Source organism: Caulobacter sp. ALps2 (assembly GCF_058681635.1).
Genome location: NZ_CM178743.1, coordinates 272,760 through 287,349 on the forward strand (window position 1 = coordinate 272,760; position 14,590 = coordinate 287,349).

The following is a 14,590-nucleotide window of genomic DNA, read 5'->3' on the forward strand; positions in this document are numbered from 1 at the left end:
GTGGTCCGCCCCCTGCGCAAGGATTGGCCTGACCAGATTGGTAAGCTCTATTTCGGCATTTTTGTCTGGCATTGGCCGGATCGGTAAGACAACCTCCGATGACCGACAGCGCCCGCCAGAGGCGCGTGGAACGAACTTCGAGGGGAGACTACGATGCGCGCGATGCTTGCGGCCGCCCTGGCCTGCCTGGCCGTCACGGCTTCGGGAGCGTTCGCCGCGCCCGCGCCATCGACGCCAGCCGTTGTCGACCCGCCCTCTTCCGCCCTGACGCTAGGTCGCGCGGTCGCCGACTGGCAGCTGTCGCGCATGGACGGCCAGTTTGAGTACATCAAGGCCCACCGTCCCGGTACGCAGAACCCACGCGGCTGGATCCAGGGCGCCTTCTATGTCGGCCTGACCGCCTTCGCCGAGCGGACCGGCGATCTGACCTATGCCGGCGCGATCTGGGCCCATGGCGACGAGGAAGGCTGGGGCCTGGGCAAGCGCCCGCTGCACGCCGACGACCACGTGATCGCCCAGGCTTGGCTGTGGATGTACGCCCGCGATCACAATCCCGCCGAGATCGCGCCGGTGAAGGCTCGCTTCGACGCCATCCTGGCCGATCCGCCCAAGGCCGACCTGAAGTTCATCGACGGGACCGAGCAGCAGCCCTGCCAAGCCCGCTGGTGCTGGAGCGACGCGCTGTTCATGGCCCCGCCCACCTGGACGGCCCTGTCGGCGGCCACCAAGGACCCGCGCTACGCCGCCTATGGCGCCAAGGAGTTCTGGGCCGCCACAGACTACCTGCTGGACAAGCAAGAGAGCCTCTATTTCCGCGACAGTCGTTATTTCGACCGCCGCGACGACCAGGGCCGCAAGATCTTCTGGAGCCGTGGCAACGGCTGGGCCTATGCCGGGATCGTCAACATCCTGAAGACCCTGCCCGCCAACCATCCCGACCGGCCGCGCTATGTCGCCCTGTATCGCAAGATGTCGGCCCGGCTGGTGACCCTGCAGAAGCCTGACGGCTATTGGTCGGTGTCGCTGCTGGCGCCCGAGCACGGCCCGCCGGAAAGCAGCGGCACGGGCTTCTTTGTCTACGGCCTGGCCTGGGGCGTGAACCAGGGCCTGTTGAAGGATCCGAGGTACGCCCGGTCAGCGCGCGCCGGCTGGTCAGCCCTGGCCCGCGCGGTCCAGCCGGATGGCAAGCTGGGCTGGGTGCAGCAGGTCGGCTACGCGCCTGATCATGTTGAGGCCGGCGACACCCAGCTGTACGGCGCGGGGGCGTTCCTGCTAGCCGCCTCCGAGGTCTCGCGCGGCCGCTTCTAGGCCGGCGAAAGTCTCGCTTTTTCGAACCACGGGCGCGCGCGATCCCATCTTGCGCGCGTCGTCATGCATGGTTTTGGGTACGCCAAGCCTTGCCAGCATGAACGTCGTTATTCAATAAAACTAACTATTCGAATCTTTCGACACACAACATTTAGACCCGCATCGTTCCGCGAACGATGTAATTTCAGTTATGTTCCACGACCACTGTTTTAGATTTCAGAACCATTGCAGATCAGAGATCAAAAAGACTTATTCGCGCCTCAATCGATTTGTGACGTTGCCTTAAAGAGACAGCTTCACGACAAATCCATTACATCTCAAAGCGCGTGATTGACCGCTTCCGGTCGCGAGTCCTAAGCCGCCGCCCAACCGCCGGATCGCGGCGGGAAACAAAATCTTGCATCGGGCTGTAAGGACGCCGGCGCTCGCGCCGACGAGGGCGGCCCGGAAGGATCGACAATGAAGTATCAGCTTACCCGGGGTCGCCTGCTCACGACCTCGATGATCGTCGGCGTGGCCACCCTGGCCGCTTTCGCCGCGAACGCTCAAGACGCCGCGCCGGCCCAACCGGCCGCCCAGAACAACGAAGTCGAGGCCGTCGTGGTCACCGGCTCGCTGCTGCGCCGCACCGACACCGCGACCCCGTCGCCGGTCACCGTCCAGACCAACGAACAGCTCAAGGCCCAAGGCATCACCACGGTGGCCGACGCCATCCGCAGCCTGTCGGCCGACAACTCGGGCTCGGTCCCGGCCGCCTTCGGCAACGGCTTCGCCGCCGGCTCGACCGGCGTCGCCCTGCGCGGCCTGACCGTCAACTCGACCCTGGTCATGATCGACGGCCTGCGCAACGCCAGCTACCCGCTCGCCGACGACGGCCAACGCAGCTTCGTCGACCTGAACTCGATCCCGTTCAACGCGGTTGAGCGCATCGAGACGCTGAAGGACGGCGCCTCGTCGTTGTACGGCGCCGACGCCATCGGTGGCGTGGTCAACATCATCATGAAGTCGAACTACCAGGGCATGGGCGCCGACCTGTCGGTCGGCACGTCCCAGCACGGTGGCGGCGACCAGTATCGCTTCAACGGCGACGTCGGCTACGGCGATCTGGATACCGACAAGTACAACGTCTATTTCGACGTCGAGTACCAGCTGGACAAGCGCATCCGCATCGACCAGCGCGGCTATCCGTACAACACCTTCGACCTGTCGGGCATTCCGGGCGGCACGAACGACAATCCGGGCGCCGGCGGCAGCACCTTCTACGGTCAGATCAAGCGCGCCACGATGGGCACGGCCGGCGACATCTCGACCGGCGTCGCCCTGGACGGCGAACTGTGGCAGCCGCTGCGCACCTGCGCCAGCGACTCGCCGCTGACCACCTCGGCCGGCGGTTCGTACTGCGCCCAGAACACCGCCCTGTTCGGCGACGTCCAGCCCAAGCAGGAACGCGTGGCCGCCTATGGTCGCTTCACGGTCAAGCCGAACGACAACTTCCAGGCCTATCTGTCGACCAGCTTCGTGCAGTCGAAGACCTCGACCACCGGCGCCCCGCGCACCATCTCGTCGTCGACGCCGCATAACCTGTCGAACATCGTCCTGCCGGCCCTGCTGTCGAACGGTCAGCTGAACCCGAACAACCCGTTCGCGGCGGAGGGCTATGACGCGCTGATCCGCTATCGCTTCAGCGACATCCCGAACTCGGCCAACTACACCAACCGCATGGCCCGCATCGTGGGCGGCGTGGAAGGCTCGGCCGCCGACTGGAACTACCGCGCCAACGTCGTGATCGCCCACGGCTGGCTTGAAAGCGCCAACTACGGCTTCATCAGCTACAACGCGCTGATGGATGCCGTGAAGAACGGCACGTACAACTTCATCGACCCGTCGAAGAACACCCAGGCCGTCCGCGACACGCTGGCCCCGGCCCTGGCCAAGACCTCGACCAGCGACCTGGACTCGATCAACTTCCAGGCCTCGCGCGACGTCTTCAACCTGCCGGGCGGCCCCGCCCAGTTGGGCGTCGGCGGCGAGTTCCGCTACGAAGCCGTCAACGACCCGGCCCTGAACCCGGTCAACGACGCCCAAGGTCTGGGCAACGCCCGCACCATCGGCAACCGCACGGTCGCCTCGGCCTTCGCCGAGCTGGGCATGCCGGTGCTGGACAACCTGGAAGTCAACGTCTCGGGTCGCTACGACCACTATTCGGACTTCGGCGGCAACTTCTCCCCGAAGATCGGCGTCAAGTACACGCCCATCCAGACGGTCGCCCTGCGCGCCACCGTCTCGAAGGGCTTCCGCGCCCCGTCGTTCTCGGAATCGGGTGACTCGGCCAGCCAGGGCTTCACGAACTTCTCGTTCGCGAACTACCCCGACTTCATCGCGGCCCACGGCGGCAGCGAGTACACCAAGACCTACTCGCTCTCGAACATCACCGCGGCCAACCCGGACCTGAAGCCGGAGAAGTCGACCAGCTACACCTTCGGCGCCGTGTGGGCTCCCACGCGCTCGTTCAGCATCTCGCTGGACTACTACCACATCAAGAAGAACGACGTGATCGCGCAGGCCTCGTCGGGTGACGCCATCGCCGCCTACTATGCCGGCGAAGCGATCCCGGCCGGCTTCGTGGTGACCCCGGATCTGGCCGATCCGGACGCCCCGAACGCCCTGCCGCGCATCCTGTCGGTGGCCTCGCCGTACATCAACGCTGACTCCCTGCGGACCAGCGGCATGGACCTGAACATCCAGAACACGATGTACCTGCCGGCCGACATCAAGTGGACCAGCAACCTGGACGCCACCGTCCTGTTCGACTTCAAGTACACGCAAGGCGGCACGACGTATAACTACGTCGGCAAGCAGGCGCCGTACGTGCTGTCGTCGGGCGCCGGCACGCCGAAGTACCGCGCCTCGTGGAGCAACACCTTCAAGCGCGGTCCGTTCACCACCACGGGCACCCTGAACTATGTCAGCGGCCTGCGCTCGATCGACGAGAGCTATGTCGGCGACCAGACCTGCCTGTACGGCGACGCCGACTTCAAGTGCCACACGAAGGACTTCATCAGCGTCGATCTGACCGGCGGCTACGACGTCAACGACCACACCACGGTCTATGCCGACGTGCTGAACCTGTTCGACGTGGGCCCGATGTTCAACCCGGCCAACTACGCCGCGGTGAACTGGAACCCGACCTATTCGCAGTCGGGCGCCGTGGGTCGCTACTTCCGCGTCGGCGTTCGCCTGAAGTACTAGGCCGCGCCTCGCGAGCGTGGCAGCCGAAAGTGGTCGCCGGTTTCGGCGGCCGCCACGCGACCACGCTTAAAGAGCTATCTCGCGTACGGACCGCGTGAGTAGGGTCCGATGAGATGGAAGGGGTCGTCCGCGAGGACGGCCCCTTTTTCCATGGCCCTCAAAAAATGGGCTGAGCCGTCCGTTGCCGAAGGTGCGGAAACGCTCTCTGCTTACGTCAGTCTAGGGAGGAGCGGACGCGCCGATGCGTCCGCCGAGGGCTTACGGGGTTGGAAATGACGCGTAGCGGAGCGATGGCCGGAGCGGCCTTGAGCGTGGTGCTGGCTTTCAGCGGGCTGAGCGGCGCGATCGCCGCGGACATCGCCGCCCCTGACAATACCGCCCCCGCTAGGGCCTTCGCCCAACCGGTCGGCAGCGACTACTTCCTGGCCGACTACACCGCCTACGAGGCCTATCTGAAGACCCTGGCCGGCCAGTCCGACCGCATGAAGCTGGTCGACATCGGCAAGACCGAGGAAGGCCGCACCATGTGGGTGGCCATCGTCTCCTCGCCGGCCAACCTGGCCAAGCTGGACCAGTACAAGGCCATCGCCCGCAAGCTGGCCAAGGCCGAGGGCGTCAAGGAGGACGAGGCCCGCAAGCTGGCCGCCGAGGGCAAGGCGATCGTCTGGATCGACGCCGGCCTGCACGCCAGCGAGACCATCACCACCCAGGGCCAGATCCAGGTCCTGCACCGCATGCTGAGCCAGGACGATCCCGAGACCCTGCGGATGCTGGACGAGTGCATCATCCTGTTCGGCCAGGACAATCCGGACGGGATGGAGATGATCTCGGACTGGTACATGCGCAACCAGGACCCGAAGAAGCGCGAGTTCGGCTCGCTGCCGCGCCTGTACCACAAGTACATCGGCCACGATAACAACCGCGACAGCTTCATGTCGTCGATGGCCGAGACGACCAACGTCAACAAGATGCTGTTCCGCGAATGGTATCCGCAGATCGTCTACAACCAGCACCAGACCGGCCCCAACGGCATGGTGGTGTTCGTCCCGCCGTTCCGCGACCCGTTCAACTTCAACTATGACCCGCTGGTCATGACCGAGCTGCAAGAGGTCGGCATGGCGATGCACAGCCGCCTGGTGTCCGAGGACAAGCAGGGTTCGGGCGCCCGCAGCGCCGCGCCCTACTCCACCTGGCACAACGGCATGGAGCGGTCGGTCGCCTACTTCCACAACTCGATCGGCCTCTTGACCGAGATCATCGGCGGCCCGACCCCGACGACGGTCAACCTGGTGCCCGAGCTGCAGTTGCCCAGCAACGACCGCCCCGCTCCCATCGCGCCGCGAGAATGGCATTTGCAGGACTCGCTGGATTACCAGTGGACCATGAACCGCGCGGTGATCGACTACGCCTCGCGCAATCGCGAGCGCCTGCTCTTCAACATCTGGAAGATGGGCGACAACAGCATCAAGCGCGGCTCGCGCGACAGCTGGACGATCACGCCGACCAAGGTCGACGAACTGGTCGCCGCCGGCAAGGGCAAGCCCGGCGTGGGGCGCGACGCCATCGACCCGACGTTGTTCAAGTCGGTGATCCAGACGGCCGAGAGCCGCGACGCCCGCGCCTATGTCATCCCGGCCGACCAGGCGGACATGCCGACCGTGGTCGCCTTCCTGAACGCCCTGATCAAGACCGGCGTCGACGTGGACAAGGCGACCAAGGCCTTCGCCATCGGGACCAAGACCTATCCCGCCGGCTCCTACGTCGTGCGCACGGCCCAGGCCTATCGCCCCCACGTGCTGGACATGTTCGAGCCGCAGGACCACCCGCACGATCTCGAGTACCCGGGCGGCCCGCCAAAGGCGCCGTATGACGTCACCGGCTACACCCTGGCCTATCAGATGGGCATCAAGTTCGACCGCATCCTGGACGGCTTCGAGGCCCCCACCACGCGCGTGCCGGACCTGATCTCGGTCACGCCGGGTTCGGTGAAGGGTTCGGGCGGCGCGGGCTGGCTGGTCAGCCACGAGACCAACGCCAGCTTCACCCTGACCAACCGCCTGCTAAAGGCCGGCGCGCCGGTGTTCTGGCTCAAGGACGGCGCCAAGGCCGGCCCAAATGGCGGCAAGGTCGCGTTCGGCGCCGGCGCGATCTGGATCCCCGCCTCGCCCGCCGCCAAGGCCGTCATTGCCCAGGGCGTGAAGGATCTCGGGATCGACGCCTATGCCGTCGGGGCTAGGCCCTCGGGCGCGGCCATCGCGCTGAAGCCGGTCCGTGTCGGTCTGGTCGACGTCTATGGTGGCTCGATGCCCTCGGGCTGGAACCGCTGGATGTTCGAGAAGTTCGAGGCGCCCTTCCAGGTCGTCTATCCGCGGCGCCTGGACGCGGGCGACATCGCCAAGGACTTCGACGTCCTGGTCTTCCCGGACGGCGTGGTCCCCGCCCCGGCCGACGGCCCGTTCAAGGTCGGCCGCCCCTCGACCCAGCCCAAGCCCGAGGACATCCCGGCCGAGTATCGTCCGTGGCTAGGCCGCGTCAGCGATGACAAGACGCTGCCGAAGATCGCCGACTTCGTGAAGGGCGGCGGCACGGTCGTGGCCATCGGCGCTTCGACGCGCCTGGCCACGGCCCTGGGCGCGCCGATCGAGGTGGCCACCGCCAAGATGGAGGACGGCAAGCTCAAGGCCCTGACCAATCGCGAGCTCTACATCCCCGGCTCGGTGCTGCGCGCCAAGGTCGATCCGAAACAGCCCCTGGCCTACGGCGCTTCGGACCAGGTCGACGTCTTCTTCGACCGCAGCCCGGCCTTCACCGTGAAGCCCGACGCCAAGGGCGTGTCGAAGGTCTCGTGGTTCGAGACCGACAAGCCCCTGCGCAGCGGCTGGGCCGTCGGCCAGGAGAAGCTGAAGGGCGGGGCGGCCATGCTCGACATCGACATCGGCAAGGGCAAGGTCTTCGCCTTCGGACCCGAGATCACCCAGCGGGCTCAGTCGTACGGGACCTTCAAGTTCCTGTTCAACGGTCTGCTGTACGGGCCGGCGGCGGCGGCCAGCCGCTAGAGCCCTTTTCGATCTGATCGTATCGATCGGAAAAGGCTCGGGGCCGACCCGAAAAGGCACGTCGGCGCCAGACCAAGGTCCGGCGCCGACTCTCTTTGGGGGAAGGCAGGAGGGGCCTTCGCCCAATGGATCACGCGGCTCGCGCGCGCGATCCCTGGACGGCGGTTGGTCCGCCCAGTTCGAAGAGACCGACCAGTTCGGCGAGGCGCGTCGCCTCGCTGCCCAGCGTATGGCTCGCGGCGGTGGCCTCCTCGACCATCGCCGCGTTCTGCTGGGTGACCTGGTCCATCTGATTGACCGCGGTGTTGACCTCGGTGAGGCCCACCGCCTGCTCGCGGGCGGAGCTGGCGATCTCGCCGACCAAGCCGTTGATTTCACCGACCCGGGCGACGATCAGCTCCAGCGCCGAGCCGGTCTTGCCGACCAGACCGACCCCGTGTTCCACCTGCTGGCTGGAGGAGGCGATCAGGGTCTTGATCTCCCTGGCCGCTTCCGCCGAACGCTGGGCAAGGGCGCGAACTTCCTGGGCGACCACGGCGAAGCCACGACCGGACTCGCCGGCGCGCGCGGCTTCGACCCCGGCATTCAGGGCCAGCAGATTGGTCTGGAACGCGATCTCGTCCACCACGCCCACGATCTGGCTGATTTCCTGCGAGTAGCGGGCGATCTCGTTCATGGCCGCGACGGCGTTCAGCGCCACCTTGCCCGAGCTTTCGGCGTCGCCGCGCGCGGCGGTGACGACGGTCGAGGCGCTTTGCGCGCTCTCGGCCATTCTGTGGACGGTGGCCGTGATCTCGTCCAACGCCGCCGCCGTTTGCTCCAGGCTCGCGGCCTGATGCTCGGTGCGGCGCGACAGATCTTCCGAAGCGGTCGCGATCTCCCGGGCCCCGCTGTGAATATTGTTGGCGGTCGTGTTGATCGTCTCCATCGCCTGAGCCAGCTTGGCGATGGCGGCGTTGAAGTCGGTGCGCAGCTTTTCGTAGTTCGCTGGGAAGGCTTGGGCGATACGGAAGGCCAGGTCACCGGACGCCAGGCGCGACAGACCATCGGCCAGGCCTTGCACCACCAGCTTCTGTTCGGCTTCTCCCGCGGCGCGATCGCGTTCCTGCGCGGCGCGAGCGGCCGCCTCGCGCGAGTTCGAGTCTTCCTGCTCGGCCCGCAACACGACGATGCGTCGCTGATTATCCCGGAAGACCGACAGCGACTGGACGATCGCGCCCAGCTCATCGCCACGGGCCAGGGCCTCGAGGTCGAGCGATTCATCGCCCTGCGCCAGGCTCTCGGTGGCGCCGGAAATATCGGCCACGGCCTTGCGAACGCCCATCACCGTGGCGAAGGCGACCGCCGCGACGGCGGCGATGGTGAGAAGAACCATCCCCATCAGGGCCTTGCCGTAGAATGCGGCGCGCGCGGCGCTGGCCTTGGCCTGGTTGCTGGAGCCCGAAACGACGTCGCGCGACGTCCGGTCCAGAGCCGTCGTCATGCTCGCGTACTGGGCCTCGAACGGCTCGATGAACGAGGCCGCCGAATTGAAATCGATGCCGAGCATCGAACCCACCACCTCAACCCCGTCACGGTAGGTCCCCAGATCCTTGAGCACGCCGCCGAACTTGGCCTGCTGGTCGACGGGCAGCCGGGTCTTGATGGCCGTGAGCTCGACCTTGATGCCGTCGATCTCGGTCATCAGGGTCTTGAGTTTCGTCTCGCTGTCGGCGGGCGAACCGCCGGCGGCCTGACGAGTCATCAGCTGATACAGGGCCCCGTGCGCCGCGGAAATGCGCTTGGACGCCTGCAACAGGCGGGAACTGACCGCCATGTCCTCGTCCACGACTTGCTGTAGCAAGGCGGTTTGCTGGGTCTGGGCCCAGAAGGCCCCCCCCGCCACCAAGGCCAACATGACAACGGCGAAGGCCGGAGCCATCGCCATCTTCACGACAAGGGACAGGTTCGCGAGACGGAAGGTCTTCATCGATAGGACTCCAGATAGGAGCGGTCCCGCGGCCAGGCCGCGGGACCGCCCGGATCACCAGCTCTTGCTCACGCCGAGTTGGATACGGCGTTCGGCTTGCAGGCCGCTGGCGCCCTTTGCCTGCGACTGACGGTCATGCAGCAGGTTCTGGCCATTGAGGGCCACCACGATGCCCGCCGGCGCCTGGTAGGCGATGCGGCCCGCGACGGAGGCGTAGTCCGGCGCCGCCTCGAGGACGTTGCCGTTGTACGAGCTGTACTCGCTGACGTAGTGGACGAAGCCGTCGATGCTCCAGCGGCTGTCGGCCCAGCCCGCCGCCAGGTTTCCGCGCCACTTCGGCGTGGACGCGCTGAAGTCGACCTTGCGCAGGATCAGTTGCGCTTCGCTCACGAACGGCGTGTCCTTGACCTTGGTGTAGGTGGCGTCGGCGTTCCAGTGGAAGCCGCCCTTCACCTTGCCCGAGATCGCGACCTCGACCCCGTTCATCTTGGAGTCGCTGGCGTTCTTGTAGGTGTAGACCCCCCAGGTGGACGGCGTGGCGGCGACATCGGCCCCGCCGAGGCTGAACTGCCCCTTCACGTCCTTGGTCTGCTGGTGGAAGACCTTCACGCTAGCCTTGGCGTTCAGCGACGGCAGGGCGCGATCGTAGGCGAGCTCGTAGTTGGTGACGATCGCCGGATCCAGGAAGGGATTGCCCGTGATCAGCGAGCCGGTCGGCGGGGCCGTCGCCGGGGCGATCAGCAGGCCGCCCAGCTCCAGCAAGGTCGGAGCCTGGACACCGCGAGCATAGGTCGCTCGCAGCGTGTCCTTGTCCGTGGCCTTGTAGACCGCGCCGAGATTGACGCTGAGTTCCGAGATCGAACGATCCCACTGGCTGTTGGCGACGTTCGGCTGGCCGACCGGGAAGGTCCCGGTGCGCTTGAGGTCGAGCTTGTCCTCGCGGAGGGCCACGGTGACCGACAGCTTGGGATTGACGACCCAGTTCCACATCACCGAAGGCGCCCAGACGGTGTAGCTGACTTGAGCGCCCACATAGGGCGAGGTGTCCAGATTGTTTTCGCGATGCTCCAGGCCGACGCGGATCGTATGGTTCGCGCCAATCTTGAACAGGTCCTCGGCGCTGAAGACGGTGATGTCGTTCAGGTAGCGACGACCAGGCGTCAGAGCGTCCAGCTCGTTGCGGTAGACCTGCGCCTGAACCAGACCGATCGGCGTTTCGGCGTTGAAGGTGGCCTTGTTCGAGGTCGTCTTCACCCGATGCTGGGCGTAGGCGAAGGTCGAGATGACCTGGCTGCCCGCCGAATTGGACCACGAGCTCTCGAAGCGCAGCTGGGCCTTCGGCGTGATCGTGGCGACCGCGTCGATATTGGCCTGGACCGTCGACGGATTGTGCAGCTGGCTGGCCAGGACCACGTTGCCCGTGCGCCGCCACTCGTCTTCGTGCTGGGCGCCGCCCGACAGGCGCACCGACAGGTGATCGCCCAGACGCAGGGTGGTGACCGCCGAAGCGTAGGTGTTGGCGTTCGTGCCGGCCCGGACCTCGACGGCGTTCACCTTGTCGAACTTCGGGTTGAAGGTGATGATGTTGACCACGCCCGAGACGGCGTTGAAGCCGAAGATCGCGCTGTTGGGACCGCGGACAACCTCGATCTGCCGGATCTCCGACAGTTGCACCGGCAGGGCGTTCCAGTCGGTGTAACCGAAGTGATCGAGATAGACTTGTCGACCGTTGATCAGCACCAGCAGACGCGGCGAACGGGCCTGGTTATAGCCACGGATGCCGACGTCCGACTGCGACGCGGCGAAGTTCAGGACATCGACCCCCGCCACGCGACCCAGGATGGTCGGCAGGTCTTGCGCGCCCGACCGCTTGATGTCGGCGGCGCTGATGATGGTCATGTCGACCGGCACCTCGGTCGAGCGCTGGGGCGAGCCCGTGGCGCTGGTGGTGACCGGCTCGTCGAACATTTGTTCCATCGAGCCGTAGTCGATGGATTGGGCGTGAGCGGCGACCGAGGCCGCGGACAGGATGAGACCGGCGGCGCCGGCGAGAAGCATCTTTTTCATGGTTGTCTCTTCTGGCTGCGCGGGATCAGACTTCGCGGATCATCATGCGGAAGGCGGCCTTGAAGACCGCTCCGACGGCCGCGGCGGAGGCGCGGTTCACGATGATCTCGACCTTGGGATCGGATGCGACACTCATGGTGCAGCCGCCGCTGGTCGCGCAGGCCGGGTCAGACCCGATGGTGATGATCTTCTTGCCCTTGGCCGCGGCGCCGACCGCGCCGTAGTTCACGCCCGTGGTGACGAACAGCGCCGCCACGCCGCCGGCGCCGCCGACCGCGGAAGCGTCGATCGGCTTGCCGGTGAGGGTTAGCGCGCCGACCGAAAGGCCGCCGCCAAGGGCGCCCATCAAGGCGTTCTTCTCGGCGACCGAGGCGGGCTTGGACGAGTCGAAGACGATGCCGAGTACGGCGCCGCCGCTAGGACCGCTTTCGAGGAAGGTGAGAGCGCGACCCGCTACCTGCAGGTCCTTTGCCGGGTCGGCATGCGCGGCGGTGGCGACCAGACCGCAGCACAGCGCCGCAGCCGTCGCGGACAGCTTCTTTCGTGACATTTGTATCCCCTTCTTCGCGACATTTCCCATCGCGAATTTCGGGATCAAACGAGTTCAAAACCGGAAATAGAAAGTTAATGACCAAATACTCATTTGGAGTATGCTCTGCAATTTCGGGTTTATATTTATATCTATACTTTCATGTTTGCAGATACGAACTCTACAATTCCTTGATATTCATCAAGATGCACAGATAAGACGAACTAAGGTCCGTGCGCCAACAGACCTGTCCAGACGCCCATCGCGGAAACAGCTTAGCTCCAACGCGCGGAGATCTGGGCTCTGCGCTTTGTCGAACAGTCGACTTAATTGACCGAAGCTCTACAAAGTTTCAAAAACGACACATTGTCACACCCCCAAGAATCGCGTTCGGCGACCGGTGAATCTTGGTTGCGAAAACGCATCGCGCGCGCCATGCGATCGATTGCGAAGCGCTCTGAAGACAAAATCGCCGCCGGAGGGGCAGCTCCGGCGGCGAATGATCGTGCCCAAAGGGTGCTCGGTGGGGGAGGATACCCCTAGGGCGCGATCGCCTCGGCTCCGGGACGACGCGGATCCGCGCCGCCCAGATAAAGGCCATTGTCGATCATGATCGACTGGGCGGAGCCCATGGTCTCGTCCGAGGATATCGGGTGGCCCATCGCCTTCAGCAGAGCCACCGTATCGGGATTGAAGTTCGGTTCGACGCGCAGGTTGTCGCTGGCGTCCTGGAAGATCCGTGGCTGGTGCGTGGCCTCGGCGACGTTCAGCTTGAAGTCCACCGCGTTGACGATGACCTGCAGCACCGTGTCGATGATCGTGCTGCCGCCGGGCGTGCCGGTGATCAGCCACGGCTTGCCGTCCTTGAAGAGCATGGTCGGCATCATGGTCGACAGCACGCGCTTGCCCGGTTGCAGGGCGTTCGGCGGCGGCGACTTGCCGTCGCGCTGAGCCCGCCAAGCGGCGCTGTGGGCGTAGTTGTTCATCTGGTTGTTCAGCACGAAGCCCGCGCCGGCCACCATCACGCCCGAGCCGAAGTCCGCGCCCAGGGTGAAGGTGTTGGAGACGGCGTTGCCCTCGGCGTCGGCCACCGAGAAGTGGGTGGTGTTGTGGCTCTCGAACGCCCAGGGGTCGCCGACGCCCAGGTCCTTGGCGGGCGTCGCCTTGTCCGGATCGATCAGCTTGGCCCGCGCCGCGCCATAGGCCTTGGACGTGAAGCCCCGCAGCGGGACTTTCACGAAGTCGGTGTCGCCCAGGTACTTGTAGCGGTCGGCATAGGCCAGCTTCATGGCCTCGGCCTCGAGGTGCAGGGTCTTGGCCGAGCCGGGACCCGAGGCCTTCAGGTCGAAGGTCTCCAGGATGTTCAGCATCTCGAGCAGGGTCGCGCCACCGGCGCTGGCGGGCGGCGAGGTCATCACCGTCAGGCCGCGATAGGTCCCGGTCAAGGGCTGGCGGATCGCCGGCTTGTAGGCGGCCAGGTCCTCGGCGGTGATCAGGCCGCCGTGGGCCTTCATGTCGGCGGCGAAGCGTTGGGCGATCTCGCCCTTGTAAAAGGCGTCCGCGCCCTTGTCGGCGATCTGGCGCAGCGACCAGGCCAGGTCCGGCTGCTTCAGGGTCTCGCCGGCGCGATAGAGCTCACCGTCGGCCTTGTAGAACGCCGCCTTGCCGGCCGCGCTCTCGGACAGGCGCTGCTTGCCCCAGCTGAACACGAAGGCCTCGTCGGGCGACAGGGTCACGCCGTCGTTGGCCAGCTTGAAGGCCGGCTCGACGAGCGCCTTCCACGGCAGTTTCCCGTACTTCTGGTGGGCAAGGTAAAGGCCCGCGACGGTGCCCGGCACGGTCGGCGCGCGATAACCCTTGGAGGCGACGTCGTCGATCTCCTTGCCCTTCTCGTCGACGAAGGTCTCGAGCTTGGCGGCCTTGGGGGCGACGCCGCGATAGTCGATGAAGAGGGTCTCGTTGGTCTTGGCGATATGGACCAGCATGAAGCCGTCGCCACCGATATTGCCAGCGCGCGGCAGGGTCACGGCCAGGGCGAAGGCGGTGGCGACCGCGGCGTCCACGGCGTTGCCGCCCTGGCGCAGGATCTCGACGCCGACCTTGGTGGCGATGGCGTTCTGGCTGACGACCATGCCCTTCTCGCCGACCACCGGCGAATGGATGCTGGGATATTCCAGCAGCTGCTTCTTCTGGGCGAAGGCCGGGGCCGCGGCGATCGGCGCGAGGGCGAGCGCCAGAGCGGTCAGGCTGGCGGAGACAAAGCGGAAAAGCTTCACGACACCCTCTTTCATTCGATCCGTCTTCCCGGCGAAGGCCGGGACCCAGATCATAAGGCTGTGCTTGAGCCACGCGTGGCGCGACCGAGCCTTATGATCTGGGCCCCGGCTTTCGCCGGGGAGATCGGGGTTGGGG

Annotated in this window: 6 protein-coding genes and 1 pseudogene; 3 read left to right on the plus strand and 4 right to left on the minus strand. The window is 65.8% G+C overall.

What is annotated here, in order from left to right; genetic code table 11:
* Positions 1-153 precede the first annotated feature (153 nt).
* The 3 genes from ACW173_RS01170 (at position 154) to ACW173_RS01180 (ending at position 7,613) form a co-directional block, all read left to right on the plus strand.
* Positions 154-1,308 (plus strand): glycoside hydrolase family 88/105 protein, encoded by a 1,155-nt coding sequence (locus ACW173_RS01170; protein WP_492083068.1) that lies wholly within the window; start codon positions 154-156, stop codon positions 1,306-1,308.
* A gap of 459 nt (positions 1,309-1,767) precedes the next feature.
* A complete protein-coding gene (locus ACW173_RS01175) occupies positions 1,768-4,557 on the plus strand; it encodes a TonB-dependent receptor (RefSeq protein ID WP_492083069.1) in 2,790 nt (929 codons plus the stop codon).
* A gap of 272 nt (positions 4,558-4,829) precedes the next feature.
* Complete coding sequence (locus ACW173_RS01180; protein WP_492083070.1) at positions 4,830-7,613, plus strand: M14 family metallopeptidase; 2,784 nt, start codon at positions 4,830-4,832, stop codon at positions 7,611-7,613.
* Between the two features lie 130 nt (positions 7,614-7,743).
* Here ACW173_RS01180 and ACW173_RS01185 read toward each other — a convergent pair whose 3' ends face one another.
* From ACW173_RS01185 to ggt, 4 genes and pseudogenes are all read right to left on the minus strand, one after another.
* A complete protein-coding gene (locus ACW173_RS01185; RefSeq protein WP_492083071.1) occupies positions 7,744-9,582 on the minus strand; it encodes a methyl-accepting chemotaxis protein in 1,839 nt (612 codons plus the stop codon).
* 54 nt (positions 9,583-9,636) lie between these two features.
* Entirely contained in the window at positions 9,637-11,649 is a 2,013-nt protein-coding gene (locus ACW173_RS01190; RefSeq protein ID WP_492083072.1) for a TonB-dependent receptor plug domain-containing protein, read from the minus strand.
* 25 nt (positions 11,650-11,674) lie between these two features.
* Positions 11,675-12,199 carry a hypothetical protein gene (locus ACW173_RS01195; protein WP_492083073.1) on the minus strand — a complete coding sequence of 175 codons (525 nt, stop codon included), beginning with the start codon at positions 12,197-12,199 and terminating at the stop codon, positions 11,675-11,677.
* A 518-nt stretch (positions 12,200-12,717) separates the two neighbouring features.
* Positions 12,718-14,590, minus strand: a pseudogene (gene ggt, locus ACW173_RS01200) (gamma-glutamyltransferase); the annotation flags it as partial.

Bases quoted from the DNA above. Each gene is read 5' to 3' on its own strand.
- ACW173_RS01185 (WP_492083071.1), bottom strand. From the start codon at position 9,582: ATGAAGACCTTCCGTCTCGCGAACCTGTCCCTTGTCGTGAAGATGGCG.
- ACW173_RS01170 (WP_492083068.1), top strand. From the start codon at position 154: ATGCGCGCGATGCTTGCGGCCGCCCTGGCCTGCCTGGCCGTCACGGCT.
- ACW173_RS01175 (WP_492083069.1), top strand. From the start codon at position 1,768: ATGAAGTATCAGCTTACCCGGGGTCGCCTGCTCACGACCTCGATGATC.
- ACW173_RS01195 (WP_492083073.1), bottom strand. From the start codon at position 12,199: ATGTCACGAAAGAAGCTGTCCGCGACGGCTGCGGCGCTGTGCTGCGGT.
- ACW173_RS01180 (WP_492083070.1), top strand. From the start codon at position 4,830: ATGACGCGTAGCGGAGCGATGGCCGGAGCGGCCTTGAGCGTGGTGCTG.
- ACW173_RS01190 (WP_492083072.1), bottom strand. From the start codon at position 11,649: ATGAAAAAGATGCTTCTCGCCGGCGCCGCCGGTCTCATCCTGTCCGCG.